Source organism: Halomonas qinghailakensis (assembly GCF_025820815.1).
Lineage (GTDB): Bacteria > Pseudomonadota > Gammaproteobacteria > Pseudomonadales > Halomonadaceae > Vreelandella > Vreelandella qaidamensis.
In genome coordinates, this window is record NZ_CP096973.1 from 1,396,903 (window position 1) to 1,414,920 (window position 18,018).

Sequence of the window (18,018 nt, forward strand, 5' to 3'; positions counted from 1 at the left end):
TCTCCTAAGGACGGCGCAGTAGTAACAAACCACCGCCAAACGCTTTGGCCCGCCCAATACCCTGAGCCATGGTGTCAATCAGCTTTTCTGGGTCAGTAACTTCCAGCAGACCTTCGTAATCCACCGTAGAGAACTGAACCGGCTTTCCGCTACCTTTATTCAGCACATGTTGGCGATAAGCACCGAGCTCTGGCGTAACTGGCAATCGAAAGCCCCATGTTTCAGCGCGGCTTTCGAGCCATTCACGGGCTTTACCATTCATCGCATCGACACAGGCTTGGCTGGTGCGCTGCCCCGGTGGAAATGGCTTTTTGGCTGCCATCAGCACATCGGCGCGCTGGCCACGTTTTCCAGGAATGGGAACTGCTACAGTGGGGTTCGCACGCAGGCGAAATGCTAGCGTATCACCAACGTTGAGCTCTGGTGTGAAGGGTTTGCTCTCGGCGTTAAGCAGACCCGTCACCGAGGTAGGCTCACGGTCTGAAAGAACGTAAAACAGCGGTAACCCTTTGGTACTTCTACCCTCCTCGGCATCTTCCATTTCTTGTCGGAAAATAAATGGTCGAGCCCCTTCATAATCTGGGAAGAGCTGCCATAAGAGCTGGTGTGCCGTGTAAGCTTCAGCGTTCATCACATCAAACAGCTTTTCTCGAGGCAGTCCATTCAGGTCGATACGCACGCGTGAGAGATACATTAACTCGCCTCCTCGTTCGACTGGGTACGGCGAAACTCCAACCGTGGGCCAAACTGCCAGCGGCGGCGATTAAGCGGTAAATCCCACACATCGTTGTACTCTGCCGCTTGGCCATCACCATCTAACCTACTGGCTTCACCCTCCCAGGCATATAAAGCTTCCTCAGGAAAGCGAAGCACCATTCTGTCTTCTTGACCGTTGAACGCCAGTGCAGGAAATGCCACATCAAGTGCTTCTTTGAGCGTGCTGCACTGCTGCCGCTGAGGTGCCAACGGCGCAGCGGGTGGGCAGGATTTACGCCCTAGATAAAGCGGGTAGTGGGGCGTTTTCAGCGCTTGCTCAAGCTCGGCCAGCGTCAGGCTGGCCGCTGGCGTTAGCCATATAGCTATTGTCCATAGACCATCGCAGCGATAGTCACGGCTGGATAGTATCGTCTTCAGCGCATCACGCGGCCCGCTAAGCTCTTCTTTGCGGGTGGCGTAACTCACCTTTGATTGTGAGGCGGGCACCTGCACCGTATGGTAATCACGCATCAGCAGGCCAGGGGTGTACTGTTTTACGCCCATGGCAATGCTTTCGCGTAACTGTGCCTGGCCCTGGTCGTCATCGCGACGTACGCCCAACGCTGCCCCAAGCAACCCAAGGACGGCGCCTTTACCAGGATAAGTCGCCGTTGGGCGCGTTTCACCAACGGCCGCTTCGCCCCAACTGGCCAGCGGCGCATAAAGCCGAAAAATAAGATAGTCGGTCATGCCGCCCCCTTATTGGTCAGTTTTCAGGAAGCCAAGTAGCTCCGTCAGAGTGCCTTTCTTAACATCACCTTTTAGTTGAGGTTGTTCATAGTCAGGTTCGGCACTGATGACAAATCGACTGTCAGCGCCTGCTTCGTAGGCGTTATCAAACGCATTGGCTTGCGCTTCTATGCGCTTAATAGCGTCAAGCGCCTGATTTTGACCCACCACAGGCCGCAGGTAGGCAGTAGAAAGCGAACGTGGCTGTTGATTGCCTTTTTCAGCTAGCACATAGCTCGCATGGGCGCGGGAGCCGAAGCTGTTTTGCTTACCTTTGGGGGAAGTTTTGACAGCCGCTTCCACCAGGGCCGCAATCGCTTGATCGGCTAGTGCGCTGTTGCCCTGCAGGTTATCTACCAGTTGTTGGCGGTCGATGCAGATATACAGATAGAACAGCCCCGCACCAAAGCCGGATTCTCCGATATGGGCAGCACCACGGTCTTTATCACCCGTGTTCAAGTCATCGACTGCCGTGAAGTAATCATCTTCCACTTCGGCAGCATGCACAGTGATGGCGTGAGAGACCTGGCAGGCGGCATCGACGTTATACTCGGGAACAGCGGCCAGCATGCGGCCAAACAGTGCCACATCAGCAGCGGCAGGTTTGTGGCGTAAGAGCTTTAGTTCATCATCGTTGGGCTCGCGTTTTTCTTCCGCCAGTTTTTCTACCAGCTCGCTGATCGCTAGGCGCTCTTCCAGGCCAACGTGGACTAACTGCTCAATCTCAAACTCTTTGGCTTCACCTTTTTCTACTTTGCGAAGCTTGCCAAACACACCGGCAATCTTTTCTGCGCAAGCACCTGCCGTTTTCTGATCAACGCCCTTCTCGATTAATTGATCATATGCTTCTTTGCCTAAACGCTTGGTGCGGGTACCGACATGCCCGGCCAGAGCTTCTTCAAATAGCGCAGAGGTACGCCAGGTACGTTTCAGGCTTTGAGAAGAAACACGCAGGCGTTTTGCACCACCCATCAATGCTGTTTTAGGGCGTCCCAGGTCATCACGGTTCAGGTTGGCAGGTGGGTAAGAGGTTAGCAGGTGCAGCTGAATAAAGTGGCTCATGGATAGCTCCGACAGTCAGTTAAAGATGCGCTAAAGATGTAAAAATCAGGCTTTAAATCAGTCGCCGCGATGGCTGTAGCGAGACGTTGCGGCAAAATAGTCGTTCGCTAATACAAAACCGAGCCGTTGCGTCGGCTTGGCAGACAAACGCCCACGATGCTCGCGCCACCAGAGTGATATAACGCTTGCTAGCAGGACGACGCTGACGTCTTTCTTATCAGCCAACGCCAGCGCACGGCGTAAGCGCTGAATAAACTCTTCAGGAGTTTGACAGGAAAGCAGCTGCTGAAAGCGCAGTTCACTCATCAAGGCTTTATCGGTCGAGTCTTTTTGCTGGCCAAGGCGCGTAGCTAATGAGATACCGTCCTTTTCGCCGCGGAGCTCTGCGACGATCAACGCGATGCAAGACCATACTTGTAGCTTTTCAGCGCGGTAATCCGTTTGCTTCGTAGCCTCCGGCAGCGCTGCCCATAGTTCACGAAAGCCTTGGGTTAGCATTGCCGCATCGGCGCTATCACAGCGGCGCAGTACTGCGCCGACTCCACGTGGCAACGACCGCTGCTTGGTCAGTTTTGACAGCTCGTGCGGGGGTAGCGTTAACCGCTGCCACCAACGGCGTAAAGCGGCAGCTTCGGCATACGTCAAAGCCACCAGCGATTTTTTCTCCGCCTCGGTCAATAACTCTTCTTTTTCGGATGTTTCCGGCGTTACTACATCACTCATCAGGCGTCTCCTGTCGTTGTTGCAGCAGAGGTCGCGTTACGCTTGGCCTTCGCGGATGGGTCAAAACTTCCCTGCTTGATAAAATCACTGACCACTTTGCTGCCTTTACTCTTGCCACTCAGAAAGTGTTGCAACTGCCGGTGAGCGGCGGTGGCACGTTCAAGATCCATGCTTTCATGGGCACCGCTGAGCGCCAGATCTTCAAACACACGCATGGCCTCATACTTCAAGGCGAAGTACCAGTTCTCAGCAACACTGGAAGGGATATGCGGCGCAGAAGGGGCATCTTGTAATGACTGTTGAAGCCCTATCAAGGCTTTGAAAAACACTGCTTGAGTCGCATCGTAAAACTGGCTATCAATAGCGCTCATGTCGCCCTTGGCATCTGACGGGCGCGAAAACCAGGCATTTTTCACCTGAGTGCGTACCATCCAGGCGATATTGCGGGCAAGCTCGGTCAGTTGTTGTATCCATGCACGCAATTTTCCCTGCTGGCCTTGTGGAATTTCCACCAGCGGCATTTCGATGCTGTACCAACCCCGCGGCTTCATGTTGTCCATGTCGTAGCCAAAGACCCATAGGCGGGCCTCTCTCAGCAGTGCCTGGATGTTATCGTCGAAACGACGCTCTTGCGTTACTAGCGGCTGCTTGCTGTCGATGTAGCTTTTCAGCACCGCCGCCGCTATCGCGCCACTGTTATCTTCATCATTGAGCACGAAGCCAGACCAATGCCGATAACCCAGCCCGCCGGGTTGGCCTTTGCTGGATAGCGGCAACTCATTGGGTTTCTTAGGGTCGCGTCGGTAAGGCGTCAGCGGATGTAGCCAGGGGCCATCGTAATTGGCCCCCTGTTTTTTGGCGCGTAATTCACGTACCAACCGCTGCGTTTTACGCCCGCAGATATCGCATGTACATTCATCAGCTTCATCAAACAGGAGCCGAAAACGGCGCGGCATTGACCAGTAAGCGTGTAGTGGGTGGGTGTCTTCAGGTAGCACTTCAGTGCCTTTTTTATCGCTTACCCGCGTATTGGCCATCCAGAAAAATAGCGAAGGCTCTTCTGGATGCGGTGTCGACCACTGCTGTCCTTTCTGAATGGCTTCTTTCTGCGTAATGACGTTTAGCCACAGCCGCTCCCACAAGCGGGCTGTGGACAACTCAGGCATGACCAATGTTGTCAGCGGGCCTCCGCCCCGTAGGCCCACGCGAATACCGGCGCCGCCTGCGGGGGCGTTAATCTGCATAGTGTAAAGCGCTATGGCTGCGCAAGAATCGCACATCGCGTCAACGCGGCCGCGTTTAACAAAGAAGTCGGTATTGTTCTTAATGCCGTTCGCACCGGGTGCATCAATCAAGAGGCCGCTGACAGTGGCATTCTTAACATCTTCCAGCGGGTCAAGATCCTGCATAAAGCGAGGGCCGTCGCCATCCAGCTCAAAAGCACTATTGAAAGGCTCAAATACTTTATCCAAAGCTGCAACACTGGGTGGTTCAAGCAATCGATCAAGCCAATCGTCATGAGTTTTCGGCGACAGTGCCGTTTGCAGCAACCCAATCAGAAACTGGTAAGCAGCCCCCTGAAAATCCGCACGCGGTAGAGCAAGATTGATGACGTCAGGATCAGCCAGCGCTGAGGGCGCGCGATAGTCCACCTCACCGCTTTTCAGCAGAAAAGGTAGCCAGGGATCGTTAAGTAGGTTCATGTACACCTCGATAGTGTCGTCTGGTGTTATTGCTTGGTTTACACTGAAACATGTGGGAATCAGTCAGCAGACGGGGAGGATCAGGACAATGGCGATTCATTATGAACAGGATGCCTACGCCTGGGCGCTTGAACAGGCGGGGCTGCTGCGGGCTGGAAAAGTGGATAAGCTGGATCTTGAGCATCTCGCTGAGGAGATTGAAAGCATGGGAAAAAGCGAGCGACGCGCCTTGATCAGTCAGCTGGCCCGCTTGCTGATGCACCTGCTGAAATGGGATCACCAGCCGGACAGGCGCTCGCGCAGCTGGCGGCTGACAATTCAGGATGCGCAAAGCAAGGTAAACCGTTTGTTGAAAGACAACCCTAGCTTGAAAGCATCGCTGCCTGATCTGATGAATGAAGCCTATGAAGATGCACGTCGAGCGGCGGCCATCGAAACAGACCGCGAGCCGCAAGACTTTCCCGAGCCGTGCCTGTACAGTTTTGAAGAAGCCATCAACTTTCAGCCCAGCGAACACTGAACGACTCATGACGTTTGCTCTTTAGCGCCGAGCCGAACGCCCCATTGGGTATCATAGCCACAATCCGGGTCATCATTAGGCAGCCAGGGCTGAGTATATTTCAGCACTTTATAGCGCTCTTGAAGGGTAAGCCACTGGCTTTCATAGCGGCTTGGCAACGCTGCCAACTTGGTAGCCTGGCTTTGGCGTAGCTTCACCTGGCTGAGCATATCAGCATGGCGGCCCTCTCCCGCCCATAGCGCCAGCTCGTCACCGTCAGAGAATGACAACAGCACGACATTAATGGTTGGCTCATCCATCAAGCGTGTGCCTATCTCTTGTTCTTCCTGCCATTGATCGCTTTTGACGTAGCCCTCTTCAAGATCAAGTGCATTGAATGTCGCCATCGAACCAGCCGTTCTCTGCATGCCTTTTTGCTCATAGCGAGCAGTCTGAAGACCATCAGGAATAACGTCAGCGACGCGGCCGTAAACGCCTTCAATAAGCTCTCTCGCCTCTTCGGGTAGACGTATCGCTTCCAGGTGGCGCAATACTCGCTGGGTTAGCCAGCTCAGCGAGGTGTCGCGGTAAACGGCCTGAGTACCTGGCAGTGTTCGCTGCAGCCATTTTTCATCGGGGTCATCTGACCATGGCGGTGCCAGAACTAAAAGCCGTGGTGGGCAGCGCAACCCACGCTGATGGCGCTGCAAACGCCCAGCCCGCTGGATAAGTAAATCAATGGGTGCGATATCGCTGACCATCACATCCACATCACAGTCCAGGGACTCCTGGAATACCTGCGTGCTGATTAACACCTGGCCCTTGCGCATGTCGGGTGTCGAATCCTTGCCTAAACGCTCAATGACCTGAGATTCAATGCGCTGCCTATCCACCATGGCAAAACGACTGTGGAATAGCAGGCAGTGCTCTGGGTCAGGATGGCGGGCAGCAATCGCTTCAAACGCGCGAATAGCGTCATCAACGGTATTGCGCACCCAGGCAATACACTCACCGGCCTCTATTGCCGCCAGCACAGCATCAATGGCCTGCTCTTCTTCGGTTAGCCAATCAACCTCTACGCTTCTAGCAACTTCCTTGCGTGAGCCAAGCGGCAATTCTAGCGGCTGCCCTTCACTCACATGAGTCAGAAGCGGAAAATCATCTTTTTGTGGCGTTGTTTCTGACTGGCCAAGTCCTGCTTGCCAAGCAGCCATCAAGTCACTGCGCATAGCGCGGGGAAGCGTCGCGGTTAACAGAATAGCGCTACCGCCCTGCCGAGCATGGTAGCTTAGTAGCTGGCTTAGCAGCGTCTGCATGTAATTGTCGTAGGCATGCACTTCATCAATCACTAACACCTTGCGCGCCAGCCCATACAATCGCAGTGACTGATGACGAAATGGCAAAATAGCCATCAGCGCCTGATCGATAGTGCCGACACCGACTTCAGCCAACAGGGCTTTTTTACGCGAGTCCGCTAGCCATTGATTACAGCGGCTGGTCGCTGAGAGCTCACTGCTGGTGTAATCAAGATCGCCAGGATGAGGCGCCGCAACCGCTGCCATAAAATCATCGTTTAAATCCCGCGCCCCATGGGCAAGAACAAAAGAAGGCATTGATTCAGCGGTGTAAAATCGACGATGTAAATTGCCTAGCCGTGCATACATGGCGTTAGAAGTGGCCATTGTAGGCAGTGCAAAATAAAGCCCATCGCCATGACCTGCTGCCAACAGGCGCTGGGTAAGAATGCAGGCAGCTTCTGTTTTCCCTGAACCTGTCTCATCTTCCAATATAAACAGCTGTGGCCCATCGGTAATTGCCACCGTTTCCGCTGCGTGCTGCAAAGGGGTAGGCGTGACAGTTTGCTGGCCAAACCAGCTTGCCATACCCGCGTAAGGAAGTGGCTCAGGGAGGCGTTTAAATCCTGTTTCTTGCAGTGCCCGCTCTGCGTTAGCCAACGCAATTTGCCAGTAATCAGTAAGTGGCATCTTCATTTGGTGGTAAGCAAAGTGATCCTGATTAGAACCTAACCAATCACTTAATGTTGCCCAGCCTGCAATTGACCAGCTTAAGGTTTGCAGCGCATAAACCCACTCTTCAGAAAACAGCTGCTCGGTGGGCCAATCTGGCGGGACAATGTCGGCCCAATCAGCAATAAACTGACGCGTTGCCTCCACGTCATCTGCGTGTTGATCACGGCAAAAGAATGCCTCTACATCAACTTTTCCTGCCTCAACAGGCTGGCCGTGATGGCCGAAGAAAGGCGGTGTGAGGACAGGCAAAGCTGCGCGTAGCGCCTTGCGCTCCATACGGCTAAATCCAGCAGGCCATCGTAGCGTGCCGTCTTCAAACCATTCATGCCATTTAGCCTCCCAAATCACTGCGCCTAAGCGGTCATGGCGCTGCGTATAGGCACATTGTGCTATTGGCGGTACCAAATCTTGATTTGCTGAAGATGTAAAAAGCCCTTGAAAAGCTCGTGAGAACTTACCGATATCGTGCAGGCCAAGCCAAAAAACCAATAGCTGGCGCAGCGCTTCAGGTTTAAGACTTAGTTGTGCTGCCAAGCGTTGCGTCAGCGGCCTATCAGGCGAAAGCAATAGCCAACCCACAGCAGCAACATCGAGGTTGTGATAAGGCAATAGGTGGCACTCAACAGCCTGCCCTTTGGCCTGCGCTTTACCCCAGTAGCGGTAGTAAGTCACTGCTGCCTCCTTGCGCCTTTGTCTATCCCTCCATCTAACCATTCTTTACTCACCCTCGCTATTGACCTTAGTCATACTTAGCGCTCCTCAACACCACGCCATCTCGTTGCACGTGACGTGCTACGCTTTACGTTACTTTTTCTTATTTAGGTAATTTGCTATGCCGATGTTTCGTGTGTGGGCGGCTTCTGCGCTGGTGCTATTTACGCTGTCTACGCAAGCTCAGGCGCAGTCGTCTACTGACTGGACAATGTATGACGATGTGTTTGAAAACGGGGCACACCATGCGGCGTGGTGGGATGCGGGGTGGACGGGGATTTATGCGACGAGCCTTGCCTTTGATGCTTACCAGTCGAGCGAGGCGAGTAGCCGCAATGACCGCTTTGATGCGCGGGTTGGGGTGGTGAAGTCGGCTTTAGCCTTGGGTGGAATGCTCACGGATCGGCAGCCACATCAGGCGGCATTGATTGAGTACGAGCGTTTGAAAGCGCGTGGCGAGCTGAGCGGCGTGCAGGCGCTGGGGTTACAGCTTGCCCAGGCGGAGCGTGAACGCCGTGGGTTTGAGGCGCGCCTTAGTTCGCTGTTGGTGAATAGCGTGGCGGGCGCGGTCATTGCCGCCGATGGCCGTGAACGCGATGGCGCGGTGAACTTTGCCACCGGTATGCTGATCAATGAGCTGCAGATTTGGACGCAGCCCAACCAGGCCTCCAGTGCAATTAACCGCTTTCAGCCTGCTCGCCTCTCGGTTGGCCCTGTCACGCTGGATGGCGAATACGCATTATTGATCTCCCCACAGCAAATTGGTGCTACGTGGCGCTATTAGCCGCGACGTGATCGCCGTATGCCATGGTGATAGTAAGAGACACGTTGATTCACGCACGGGGTACTGCCAGTCGATTTAACATTGTCAGTGCAGCAGGATTGTCAGCACACCAGGAGCGCGTAAAATATTGGCCTCTTTTTTGGTTTCACCAATTGTTATGTTATAACTTATTTATTGGTTAGCGAGGACACTCAATGAGTGAGCATATGCATCGCCATAACAAGGAAGGTCCTTGTCATTTTTCGTTGATGTCGTTATCTGCCGCGAAGCGGTTGGGTTTAGTGGCACTCCCGCTGCTGGGGTTGTGGGGTTTAGTGGTGTGGGCCAGCGGGTGGCCACTATGAGTGAACGTTCACTTTCACGCTTGCAGTTGCATGATTTGCACCTTGCCCAGGGCGGACGCACGGTTCTTGAGCATGTTGATGGCGATATAAAGCCCGGTGCTATTACGGCGCTGATTGGCGCGAATGGGGCGGGTAAAAGTACGTTGATCCAGGCGATTATGGGTGAGCTACGTCCTATTAGTGGTGAAGTAGTCTGCACGATCGATAAAGCACGCCGTGCGTGGTTGCCCCAGCAGTTGGCGTTAGACCTGACTTTTCCGATGAGCGTTGAAGAGTTGGTAATGACCGGCAGCTGGCCAAGCCATGGGGCGTTAAAAGGCTACTGCGCAGCGCATTATCGCAAGGGCCGCGACATCATGGCGCGCTTGGGTATTTCGCATTTGGCTCACCGCCCTTTGGGTGAGCTTTCTGGTGGTCAGCGCCAGCGGGCACTGATTGGCCGTACGTTGATGCAGGAAGCCGAGCTATTACTGCTGGATGAGCCGTTTGCCAATGTGGATAGCGATACGGTGGATATTTTAATTCGCAGCTTGCGTCAAATGGCCGATGAAGGCGTAACCATCATTGTGGTCCTGCACGATATGGATCACCTAAGCCGCCTAGCCGATGAAGTGTTGATGTTAAGTGGTGGGCATGGGCGCTGGGTCGCGCCTAGCGCGCTTAACCACCAACATGCACCAGCACAGGTGGTGCCGTTTTCTTTGGGAGGTCGTCATGCTGGCACTGCTTGATGCATGGTTTGTGGCACCTTTCGATTATGGCTTTATGCGTCGTGCTGTCGTTGGTGGCTTAGCCCTGTCGCTTGCTGCCCCTCCGTTGGGCGTATTTTTAGTGCTACGGGGCATGAGCTTGATTGGCGATGCCATGGCGCACGCTATTTTGCCTGGTGTGGCACTGGGGTTTTTGCTCGCAGGGTTCTCTCTGCCGGTGATGAGCGTCGGCGGTGTTCTGTTCGGCGTGATGGTGGCCTTACTTGCTGGAGCTGTGTCGAAAATGGGCGGCCAGCGGGAAGATGCGGCGATGGCGAGCTTTTTTATTATTTCGCTAGCGGCCGGTGTATTACTTATTTCTATGGGTGGCAGCAGTGTGGATTTAACCCATGTGCTGTTCGGCTCAATTTTGGCGATTAACTCCACAGCGCTACTGCTCATTGCCTCTATCAGCACGTTGATTGTGATTATTCTGGCGATTATTTTCCGGGCGTTGGTCGTGGAGTGTTTAGACCCCCTGTTTTTACGCGGGCAAAGCCGCCGCAGTGGCTGGGTACATAGTGTTTTTTTAGGACTATTGGTGCTGAATTTAACTGCGGGGTTCCAAACATTGGGCACGTTAATGGCGGTGGGCTTAATGATGCTGCCTGCTACAGCAGCACGGTTTTGGAGTAAACGGCTGGAAGGCTTAATCGGCATTGCCGTGGTCTTAGCCATGATCGCTAGTACCGGTGGCTTATTGATTTCGTTCCACCTTGATACCCCCTCTGGGCCAAGCATTATTTTGCTGGCGGGGTTGGGCTATCTACTGTCGGCACTGTTCGGCCGCTATCACAGCTTAGCCGCGAAGCTGCGGCGTAAGACAACGCCGCTAGCGCTTGAACAGTCGTCATAACTTTTTATCTTTTTGAAGGAGCGTTGTATGTCGCTTTTCTCTTCATCGCGCTGGTTGGTAGGCGTTTCAGCCATGCTGGCACTGCCTGCGGCAATGGCTAACGATCGTGTTCAGGTGGTGACCAGCTTCTCTATTTTGGCCGATATGGTCGAAAACGTGGGCGGCGAACATGTCGAAGTTACATCGCTTGTCGGCCCTGACGGCGATGCTCATGTTTATTCGCCCAGCCCAGGCGATGCCCGCGCGCTGGCTGGCGCTGATATGGTGGTGTTTAACGGGCTGTTATTTGAGGGCTGGATGGAGCGCTTGATTGAATCGAGCGACTATTCGGGCGCACTGGTTATGGCAACGACAGGCCTTGAACCCCGAGCTTTTGCCGAGCATGGTCATGAAGAAGAGGGTCATGATGACCATGGGCACGGGCACGACGAGCACGGGCATGACGACCATGGGCACGACGAGCACGATCACAGTGAACATAACCACGGCGATGATGATCCACATGCATGGCAGGACCTACGTCAAGCAAAGGTCTACGTTACCAATATTCGCGATGGCTTGATCGAAGCTGACAGCGCTAATGCCGATAGTTATCAAGCGAATGCTGAGCGTTATTTAGCAGAGATAGAGCAGGCGGATAGCGAGATTCGCGATTTGTTAAGCGGCATTCCGGCATCTGCCAGCGTGATTACCGGCCACGATTCGTTTGGCTATTTTTCAAATGCTTATGGGGTGAGCTTTCTTTCTCCTGTCGGACTGTCTACTGAAGCTGACCCCAGCGGCGCTAGCATGGCTGCGCTGGTGGATGTCATCGAACAGGAAAACGTGCAGGCACTATTTCATGAGAACATGACCAACCAAGCGATCATTAATCAGCTTGCCGAAGAAACTGGCCTGCCGATTGTTGGCACGCTATATGCTGATGCGCTGGCCAGTGAAGGCGACGCCAGCACTTACCTGGGCATGATGCGTCATAACGCCAAGGTGTTGCACGCGGCTCTGGCCGAGGCGGGTCAAGCTAATGACGACCACGACCACGACCACGACCACGACCACGACCACGACCATCATGGTCATGCTCATTAAGATAAAATGTAAACATTTGAATACCGTCAAGCAGACGGTATTTTTTTGCGTTGCATTTTGCCCTGGGGATGGGGAGACTTGCACTACTGCTGCGAATTTTCACCTCTGCAAATTTTCACCCCTGTAAAGAGCCAACACCATGCGACTGAACGCCGATTTTAGCCACTTTGCCTGTGTCACACCGGATCAGTATCGTTGGGTGGACTCCCCCAGTGCTGGTGTAGAGCGCATGATGCTGGACCGCATTGGCGACGAAGTCGCCAGAGCTACTAGCCTAGTGCGCTACGCGCCGAACAGCCAGTTCAGCCGTCATACTCACGGCGGTGGTGAAGAAATTTTGGTGCTGGAAGGTGTCTTTGCCGATGAGCATGGCCGCTATCCGGCAGGCAGCTACTTACGCAACCCGATTGGCACTGGTCATACCCCGCAAATAGGCGAAGAAGGCGCACTTATTCTGGTTAAGCTACACCAGTTTGATGAAGATGATCTTCTTCAGCTGGCCGTGCCTGCCCATCGCCTTCCCTGGCAACCCGACCGGCGGCCTGGCATTACTTATAAAATGCTACACACCTATAGCTCAGAACAGTACGGTCCTGAACGAGTCAGCCTAGAACGCTGGGAGGCCGATACAACGGTGTCTTATCCAACGCTTAGCGGCGGTTTAGAGCTATTTGTGTTGGAAGGTGCTGTTCTTAGTGATGGGCAGGAGTACGCGACTGGCAGTTGGTGTCGCTTCCCGGTGGGTGCGGCACCTCAGTTGCAAGCAGGTAGCGAAGGCGTGCAGCTTTATTTAAAGCGCGGCCATTTAGCCGCCGCTAATTTACTAAGCCAATAAACGGTAGCAGCGTCAATAACGCAATCAGTATCACGGCAACCATCACCAATAAGACTTGCACGGGGTGGGCGAGAAAGCGCCGCCATAACGTAGGGGCATTGCCACTAGCAACGGCTTCTTCATGGGCGCGCCGTGCGTTGGCTTGGCGGTTTTCCTGATACGCTGCCAACGCTGCTTCGGCAGCCTCGCGTTGTGCGGTGTTACGCAGCCAAATGGCATCGACACCCAGGCGAAAAAACCCCGCCTGGGTTTCATACACATCAAAGCCCTGCTCATCTAGCAGCTGGCGTACTTCCATCGCTTCTTCATCTGTCACGTGGCGCAACCGAAACAGCAAGTGGGCCATGTTAGTCGCCCTTATCAGCCATACGGTCTGCCTGAATCACCTCGATCCAGTAGCCGTCTGCATCTTTGACAAAAATAACGTCTTTCATCTTGCCCTGATCCGCGCGCTTAACGAACGTCACCTGATGCTCGTCGAACCATGCTTGAGCGGCTTCTAGGTCAGGCACGCTAAAGCAAATATGACCAAACCCTTGGGGTTCTGCGTTACCGTCGTGATAGGCAAAATCTTGCTGATCCTCGGTGCCCCAGTTATGCGTTAACTCTAACAAGCCTTTCTGACTGAAGGTCCAAGCAGTACGGGCTTGAAGGTCTTCCGGTACATTATCGCTGTCTTCCATATTGGCTAGAAAGTAGAGCGAAAACTGCATCTCTTCAAAATCCAATCGACGTAGCACCTGCATGCCAAAGACCGTGGAGTAAAACGCTAGCGCGCGTTCGGGATCTTTTACCCGCAGCATCGTATGATTTAAGCGAAACCCTTGGGTTTGCGGCGCAGCGGATGCGACACCGGGATGTTGTTCGCCTTGAAACGACATAACCTCTCCTATTTCATATTCATAAAATACGTTGACGAACCCTACAACCTGTACAAAACTTTGACCACTTTCAATAATTCGTAAGCTTTTAAGTACAGACGTTTTTAAGTACGTAAGCTTTTACGTACGTAGTCTATCAGCACCTGATGCACTACCTTACCTCATCATGCTGTTTCACTATTTAAAAGGTGGGCATCGTTTAGCTAGCCCTTAGCTTAGCCCGCCCTATGCCAGAGGAGCCACTATGTCTCGTGATCGCAATGTGCTAGGTGAACCATTAACGCCCTGCTGCCATGACCCTAAAACCGGTTTTTACCGCGATGGCTTTTGTCGTACAGGGCCCGATGATGTCGGTACGCACTCAGTATGCGCGATGGTAACCGAAGAATTTTTAACGTTTTCAAGAGCTCAAGGCAACGACCTAGTGACTCCACGCCCAGAATATGGGTTTCCAGGCCTGCAGCCCGGCGACCGCTGGTGTGTCTGTGCCAACCGTTGGCAGGAAGCTGCACAAGTTGGCTTGGCTCCACCAGTGTTATTGTCTGGCACTCATGAGAAAACATTAGAGATTATTCCATTCATCAAGCTGCAGCAGCATGCACTGGATGCTGTTCATTAAGTGCTTTCGCTTCGAATCCTGGAATTTCTATGCAAACCTTCTACACTCTAGTGTGTATTTTTACAAAACTTAATTACCTTTACTAACTTCGCTTGTAGCATTCCTCTAGAGAACACTGTGATGCCTTACTAACGGTATCCACTTGGAGTTTGTCATGACTGCGATTGATATGACCCTCGGCGACCATCTAACACTCAAGCAGTTGGCCCGCGCCATACAGAATGGCTTTTCGCCTATTGTGGAAGTCGAATCCATGGATGGCATCTATAAAGTTCGCTTCCATCACGCTAACGGTGTCTCTGATTTAACCAATGCCCAAGGCCATGTCAGTACCTTTTTGGGCACTGGTGAAATTCGCGATACTCTAGGCCAATTAGGCCTTACTCATGGCGTGCTTACCTTTGCAGACCAGTGTGGCGATGAAATGATTGGTGTCGAAGGAAAAGCGATAACTCCCGATGAAATGTTAACTTACGGTACACGTATCGCATTTCGCTAATCGCGCTTCGCTAATAGCTAACTGTTAGCTAATAGCTAACTGGTAGTCTGTTAATAGCTAAGACAGTTAGTAGCGCGAAAGCCCTCAGGCTTTACAGATTGATCTAAGCCAAGGATAGTACTACCACGACAGGGGCGCCCATGACTAATGGGCTGAGAAGCACCCTTTGAACCTGAACCGGATAACGCCGGCGTAGGGAGTCGTGGTGCGGCTGCACCACCTCCCCCTGCCGGGAGGATATTATGCTTTCACGCCCACTCGGCGATTACCTCATCGCTCTGCGCGCTGCGACACCACTGGTACATTGCATTACCAACTACGTGGCGATGAACAGCACCGCTAATTTGCTATTAGCGACAGGCGCATCCCCTGCCATGCTACATGCGCAAGAAGAGGTGGCTGAATTCACCGCTATTTCTGGCGCGCTATCGATCAATATTGGCACCCTCTCTTCCCCTTGGGCTGACGCCATGGTTATCGCTGCGCGCACCGCCCAGCAAAACAATATTCCATGGGTGCTCGATCCTGTTGCGGTTGGTGCCACCACCTTTCGCCAGCGTTTGTGCAAGACGCTGCTGACTTATCAACCCAGCGTTATTCGCGGCAACGCCTCGGAAATCCAAGCGCTTAACGGTTTGGCTAGCCTGGGGCGAGGCGTTGATGCCACCACCAGTTCTCAAGAAGCCACGACCGCAGCCATTGCGCTAGCACAACAACATCGTTGCGTCGTCGCGGTTACCGGTGAGACAGATGTCATCACTGACGGCACCCATCATTATCGGCTTAAAGGTGGTCACCCGTTAATGCCCCGCGTGACTACCTTAGGCTGTGGACTGAGTGCGCTAGTGGCAAGCTTTGTGGCCGCCAATCACGAGCAGCCGTTGGAGGCCAGTTTGGCCGCCTTAGCATGTTTTAGCATAGCGGGCAGTCGCGCAGGTAAGCAGGCTCAAGGCCCTGGTAGTTTCCAGGTGGCGCTGTTGGATACGCTCTATCAGTTAACGCCCGACGATCTCTCAACTTTTGCTCAATTGGAGGCAGTGCATGCCGTTTGATCTTTCGCTCTATCTCATTACTGATGCTGAGCTATGCGCCGAATTTGGCCTTGAAAAGACGGTCGAAGCGGCTATACAAGGCGGCATTACCATGGTGCAGCTACGCGATAAATACGCGAGTGACGAGCAAATGATCGCCCAGGCCAAACGCCTCAAAGCGATGTTATCAGGTAGTGGCGTTCCACTGATTATTAACGATCGTCTGAACGTGGCGTTAGCCAGCCAAGCTGATGGCTTACATGTCGGGCAAAGCGACACGGCTGTTCAAGAAGCGCGAAACACTCTCGGCCAGCACGCCATTATTGGGCTTTCGATTAACACCCCTGCCCAACTTCAGGAAGCTCCCGTCGAACTGCTCAATTACGTCGGTTTAGGGCCCGTCTTTGCAACTGGCAGCAAACAAGATCACGCCCAGCCAATTGGCTTTGATGGGCTGGCATGGCTTGCTAATGCTTGCCAACTCCCCAGTGTCGCGATTGGTGGACTAAAAGCTGAACACATGGCTCAAGTGAAAGCCGCTGGGGCAAACGGTATTGCGGTTATTTCTGCTATTTGTGGTCAGCCAGACCCACGCTTAGCCGCGCAGGCCTTTTTCCACGACCGCTTGTAACCATCTTCCTAACGACGCTCTTAACGGGTCTCTTAAGACCACGCAACAACTGTGCGTGATCTTAAGGATAATTTAAGCAGCAGGTACGCCGAGTTGAACCGCGGCAATAGATCCTGCTGGCTTGAGGTCGCGCATTAAAAGCGCAAACTCTAGCTGTTCAGGAGGGATGCTGACGCCTGGCATTGGGATACGTACCCGGTGCCCAGAGCCAGGAGCGGCCTTTTGGGCTTCGCCGCGGGTATTCTCAATATGGTCAAGCACAAAACGGTGGTTTCCACTTGGCAGCATCAGCTCCATGCCATCGCCTATTTCAAAGCGGTTTTTCACCTCAATGTCTAGCCAGCCACGCACGGGATCGTAGCCCAATACTTCACCGACAAACTGTTGGTGGACACCGATAGAGCTGCCCTGCTCATAGCTCTGAAATTCATCGTGTACATGGCGCCGATAGAAGCCTTCGGTGTACCCCCTGTTGGCTAGGTTTTCAAGCTCATCCATTAGCCCCATATTAAAGGGACGGCCAGCCACGGCATCGTCAATTGCTCGGCGGTAAACCTGTGCGGTGCGTGCAACATAGTAGTGGGACTTTGTCCGCCCTTCGATCTTTAGCGATGCCACACCCATTTCTGTCAGGCGCGCTACGTGCTGTACCGCACGCAGATCCTTCGAGTTCATAATGTAGGTGCCGTGTTCATCTTCGTACACCGGCATTAATTTACCGGGGCGAGTAACGTCTTCAATTAGCGCCGAGAGCTCGTCTTGGTCGGCGGCAGACGTGCTAACACCGGCAGGTATCAGGTCGCCTGTCTCATCTTGGGTAGCCGCTATCGTGTTGTACTTCCAACGGCATGCATTGGTGCAGGTACCTTGATTGGGGTCACGGTGGTTAAAATAGCCCGATAGCAGGCAGCGCCCAGAATAAGCGATACATAGCGCACCGTGAACAAAGGTTTCGATCTCTAGGCCAGGGCACTCGGCACGAATTTCACCTATTTCTTCAAGGGATAACTCCCGAGATAAAATAATGCGGCTGATACCTTGGCGCTGCCAGAATTGCGCAGCGGCCCAGTTCACCACGTTAGATTGCACCGAAAGATGAATCTCTTGATCCGGCCAGCGATCGCGAATCATCATAATCAGTCCCGGGTCTGACATGATCAGCGCATCCGGCCCCGCCTCAATGACTGGCTCCATATCCCGCAGGTACGTTTTCAATTTGCTGTTATGTGGGGCAATGTTAGAAGCAACGTAGAACTTCTTGCCTCGCGCGTGGGCGTAGTCAATACCACGATGCAAATTATCGACTTTAAAATCGTTGTTGCGCACCCGAAGTGAATAGCGAGGTTGACCTGCGTACACCGCATCAGCCCCATAGGCAAACGCGTAACGCATATTTTTAAAAGTACCGGCAGGCGAGAGTAATTCAGGAGCTTGCATAGATAGTCACCGTTGTCAGGACGATGGCGCAGGAGCGCTTATGATGAGAGTGG

Annotated in this window: 19 protein-coding genes and 1 riboswitch; of the genes, 10 read left to right on the forward strand and 9 right to left on the reverse strand. The window is 53.3% G+C overall.

What is annotated here, in order from left to right:
• Positions 1-4 precede the first annotated feature (4 nt).
• From cas6e to casA, 5 genes are read right to left on the reverse strand one after another with little or no spacing between them, the layout of a single operon-like run.
• The gene (cas6e, locus tag M0220_RS06545; protein ID WP_264018991.1) at positions 5-694 is read right to left on the reverse strand and encodes a type I-E CRISPR-associated protein Cas6/Cse3/CasE; all 690 of its coding nucleotides are present in this window, start codon (positions 692-694) and stop codon (positions 5-7) included.
• On the reverse strand, positions 694-1,446 hold the full coding sequence (gene cas5e, locus M0220_RS06550) for a type I-E CRISPR-associated protein Cas5/CasD (protein WP_264018992.1): 753 nt from the start codon (positions 1,444-1,446) through the stop codon (positions 694-696). Before cas5e ends, cas6e begins: the two co-directional genes overlap by 1 nt.
• Positions 1,447-1,455: 9 nt before the next feature.
• Positions 1,456-2,547 (reverse strand): type I-E CRISPR-associated protein Cas7/Cse4/CasC, encoded by a 1,092-nt coding sequence (gene cas7e, locus M0220_RS06555; protein WP_264018993.1) that lies wholly within the window; start codon positions 2,545-2,547, stop codon positions 1,456-1,458.
• Positions 2,548-2,604: 57 nt separating this feature from the next.
• Positions 2,605-3,270: a type I-E CRISPR-associated protein Cse2/CasB gene (gene casB, locus M0220_RS06560; protein ID WP_264018994.1), complete on the reverse strand. Its 666-nt coding sequence runs from the start codon at positions 3,268-3,270 to the stop codon at positions 2,605-2,607.
• Complete coding sequence (gene casA / locus M0220_RS06565; RefSeq protein WP_264018995.1) at positions 3,270-4,973, reverse strand: type I-E CRISPR-associated protein Cse1/CasA; 1,704 nt, start codon at positions 4,971-4,973, stop codon at positions 3,270-3,272. Before casA ends, casB begins: the two co-directional genes overlap by 1 nt.
• Before the next feature lie 88 nt (positions 4,974-5,061).
• Between casA and M0220_RS06570 the strand changes: the two genes are divergently transcribed.
• Positions 5,062-5,493 (forward strand): DUF29 domain-containing protein, encoded by a 432-nt coding sequence (locus M0220_RS06570; protein WP_030074188.1) that lies wholly within the window; start codon positions 5,062-5,064, stop codon positions 5,491-5,493.
• 5 nt (positions 5,494-5,498) lie between these two features.
• Here M0220_RS06570 and cas3 read toward each other — a convergent pair whose 3' ends face one another.
• Positions 5,499-8,174: a CRISPR-associated helicase Cas3' gene (cas3, locus tag M0220_RS06575; RefSeq protein ID WP_264018996.1), complete on the reverse strand. Its 2,676-nt coding sequence runs from the start codon at positions 8,172-8,174 to the stop codon at positions 5,499-5,501.
• Positions 8,175-8,334: 160 nt separating this feature from the next.
• Between cas3 and M0220_RS06580 the strand changes: the two genes are divergently transcribed.
• From M0220_RS06580 to M0220_RS06600, 5 genes are all read left to right on the forward strand, one after another.
• The gene (locus tag M0220_RS06580; protein WP_030074190.1) at positions 8,335-8,997 is read left to right on the forward strand and encodes a hypothetical protein; all 663 of its coding nucleotides are present in this window, start codon (positions 8,335-8,337) and stop codon (positions 8,995-8,997) included.
• 340 nt (positions 8,998-9,337) lie between these two features.
• Entirely contained in the window at positions 9,338-10,072 is a 735-nt protein-coding gene (locus M0220_RS06585) for a metal ABC transporter ATP-binding protein (RefSeq protein WP_264019200.1), read from the forward strand.
• On the forward strand, positions 10,056-10,946 hold the full coding sequence (locus tag M0220_RS06590; RefSeq protein ID WP_264018998.1) for a metal ABC transporter permease: 891 nt from the start codon (positions 10,056-10,058) through the stop codon (positions 10,944-10,946). The genes M0220_RS06585 and M0220_RS06590 overlap by 17 nt, the downstream gene beginning before the upstream one ends.
• Positions 10,947-10,973: 27 nt before the next feature.
• Complete coding sequence (locus M0220_RS06595; protein ID WP_264018999.1) at positions 10,974-12,032, forward strand: metal ABC transporter solute-binding protein, Zn/Mn family; 1,059 nt, start codon at positions 10,974-10,976, stop codon at positions 12,030-12,032.
• Between the two features lie 139 nt (positions 12,033-12,171).
• On the forward strand, positions 12,172-12,867 hold the full coding sequence (locus M0220_RS06600) for a cupin domain-containing protein (RefSeq protein WP_030074194.1): 696 nt from the start codon (positions 12,172-12,174) through the stop codon (positions 12,865-12,867).
• On the opposite strand, the gene M0220_RS06605 is transcribed toward M0220_RS06600, so the two are convergent.
• Positions 12,848-13,213 carry a DUF6164 family protein gene (locus M0220_RS06605; RefSeq protein ID WP_030074195.1) on the reverse strand — a complete coding sequence of 122 codons (366 nt, stop codon included), beginning with the start codon at positions 13,211-13,213 and terminating at the stop codon, positions 12,848-12,850. The genes M0220_RS06600 and M0220_RS06605 overlap by 20 nt on opposite strands.
• 1 nt (position 13,214) lies before the next feature.
• Entirely contained in the window at positions 13,215-13,748 is a 534-nt protein-coding gene (gene gloA, locus M0220_RS06610) for a lactoylglutathione lyase (protein ID WP_264019000.1), read from the reverse strand.
• A 244-nt stretch (positions 13,749-13,992) separates the two neighbouring features.
• Here gloA and M0220_RS06615 point away from each other — a divergent pair, with 244 nt between their 5' ends.
• The 4 genes from M0220_RS06615 (at position 13,993) to thiE (ending at position 16,528) form a co-directional block, all read left to right on the forward strand.
• The gene (locus M0220_RS06615; RefSeq protein WP_030074197.1) at positions 13,993-14,367 is read left to right on the forward strand and encodes a DUF2237 family protein; all 375 of its coding nucleotides are present in this window, start codon (positions 13,993-13,995) and stop codon (positions 14,365-14,367) included.
• Between the two features lie 154 nt (positions 14,368-14,521).
• The gene (locus tag M0220_RS06620; protein WP_030074198.1) at positions 14,522-14,866 is read left to right on the forward strand and encodes a hypothetical protein; all 345 of its coding nucleotides are present in this window, start codon (positions 14,522-14,524) and stop codon (positions 14,864-14,866) included.
• A gap of 120 nt (positions 14,867-14,986) precedes the next feature.
• Positions 14,987-15,082: riboswitch (TPP riboswitch) on the forward strand.
• A gap of 26 nt (positions 15,083-15,108) precedes the next feature.
• Positions 15,109-15,918: a hydroxyethylthiazole kinase gene (thiM, locus tag M0220_RS06625; RefSeq protein WP_264019001.1), complete on the forward strand. Its 810-nt coding sequence runs from the start codon at positions 15,109-15,111 to the stop codon at positions 15,916-15,918.
• The gene (thiE, locus tag M0220_RS06630) at positions 15,908-16,528 is read left to right on the forward strand and encodes a thiamine phosphate synthase (protein ID WP_030074200.1); all 621 of its coding nucleotides are present in this window, start codon (positions 15,908-15,910) and stop codon (positions 16,526-16,528) included. The genes thiM and thiE overlap by 11 nt, the downstream gene beginning before the upstream one ends.
• A 72-nt stretch (positions 16,529-16,600) precedes the next feature.
• On the opposite strand, the gene trhP is transcribed toward thiE, so the two are convergent.
• Positions 16,601-17,965 carry a prephenate-dependent tRNA uridine(34) hydroxylase TrhP gene (trhP, locus tag M0220_RS06635; RefSeq protein WP_264019002.1) on the reverse strand — a complete coding sequence of 455 codons (1,365 nt, stop codon included), beginning with the start codon at positions 17,963-17,965 and terminating at the stop codon, positions 16,601-16,603.
• Between the last annotated feature and the right edge of the window lie 53 nt (positions 17,966-18,018).

Excerpts from the sequence above, each read along its gene's own strand:
- cas6e (WP_264018991.1), bottom strand. The coding sequence starts at position 694 with ATGTATCTCTCACGCGTGCGTATCGACCTGAATGGACTGCCTCGAGAA.
- cas5e (WP_264018992.1), bottom strand. The coding sequence starts at position 1,446 with ATGACCGACTATCTTATTTTTCGGCTTTATGCGCCGCTGGCCAGTTGG.
- cas7e (WP_264018993.1), bottom strand. The coding sequence starts at position 2,547 with ATGAGCCACTTTATTCAGCTGCACCTGCTAACCTCTTACCCACCTGCC.
- casB (WP_264018994.1), bottom strand. The coding sequence starts at position 3,270 with ATGAGTGATGTAGTAACGCCGGAAACATCCGAAAAAGAAGAGTTATTG.
- casA (WP_264018995.1), bottom strand. The coding sequence starts at position 4,973 with ATGAACCTACTTAACGATCCCTGGCTACCTTTTCTGCTGAAAAGCGGT.
- M0220_RS06570 (WP_030074188.1), top strand. The coding sequence starts at position 5,062 with ATGGCGATTCATTATGAACAGGATGCCTACGCCTGGGCGCTTGAACAG.
- M0220_RS06580 (WP_030074190.1), top strand. The coding sequence starts at position 8,335 with ATGCCGATGTTTCGTGTGTGGGCGGCTTCTGCGCTGGTGCTATTTACG.
- M0220_RS06585 (WP_264019200.1), top strand. The coding sequence starts at position 9,338 with ATGAGTGAACGTTCACTTTCACGCTTGCAGTTGCATGATTTGCACCTT.
- M0220_RS06590 (WP_264018998.1), top strand. The coding sequence starts at position 10,056 with ATGCTGGCACTGCTTGATGCATGGTTTGTGGCACCTTTCGATTATGGC.
- M0220_RS06595 (WP_264018999.1), top strand. The coding sequence starts at position 10,974 with ATGTCGCTTTTCTCTTCATCGCGCTGGTTGGTAGGCGTTTCAGCCATG.
- M0220_RS06600 (WP_030074194.1), top strand. The coding sequence starts at position 12,172 with ATGCGACTGAACGCCGATTTTAGCCACTTTGCCTGTGTCACACCGGAT.
- M0220_RS06605 (WP_030074195.1), bottom strand. The coding sequence starts at position 13,213 with ATGGCCCACTTGCTGTTTCGGTTGCGCCACGTGACAGATGAAGAAGCG.
- gloA (WP_264019000.1), bottom strand. The coding sequence starts at position 13,748 with ATGTCGTTTCAAGGCGAACAACATCCCGGTGTCGCATCCGCTGCGCCG.
- M0220_RS06615 (WP_030074197.1), top strand. The coding sequence starts at position 13,993 with ATGTCTCGTGATCGCAATGTGCTAGGTGAACCATTAACGCCCTGCTGC.
- M0220_RS06620 (WP_030074198.1), top strand. The coding sequence starts at position 14,522 with ATGACTGCGATTGATATGACCCTCGGCGACCATCTAACACTCAAGCAG.
- thiM (WP_264019001.1), top strand. The coding sequence starts at position 15,109 with ATGCTTTCACGCCCACTCGGCGATTACCTCATCGCTCTGCGCGCTGCG.
- thiE (WP_030074200.1), top strand. The coding sequence starts at position 15,908 with ATGCCGTTTGATCTTTCGCTCTATCTCATTACTGATGCTGAGCTATGC.
- trhP (WP_264019002.1), bottom strand. The coding sequence starts at position 17,965 with ATGCAAGCTCCTGAATTACTCTCGCCTGCCGGTACTTTTAAAAATATG.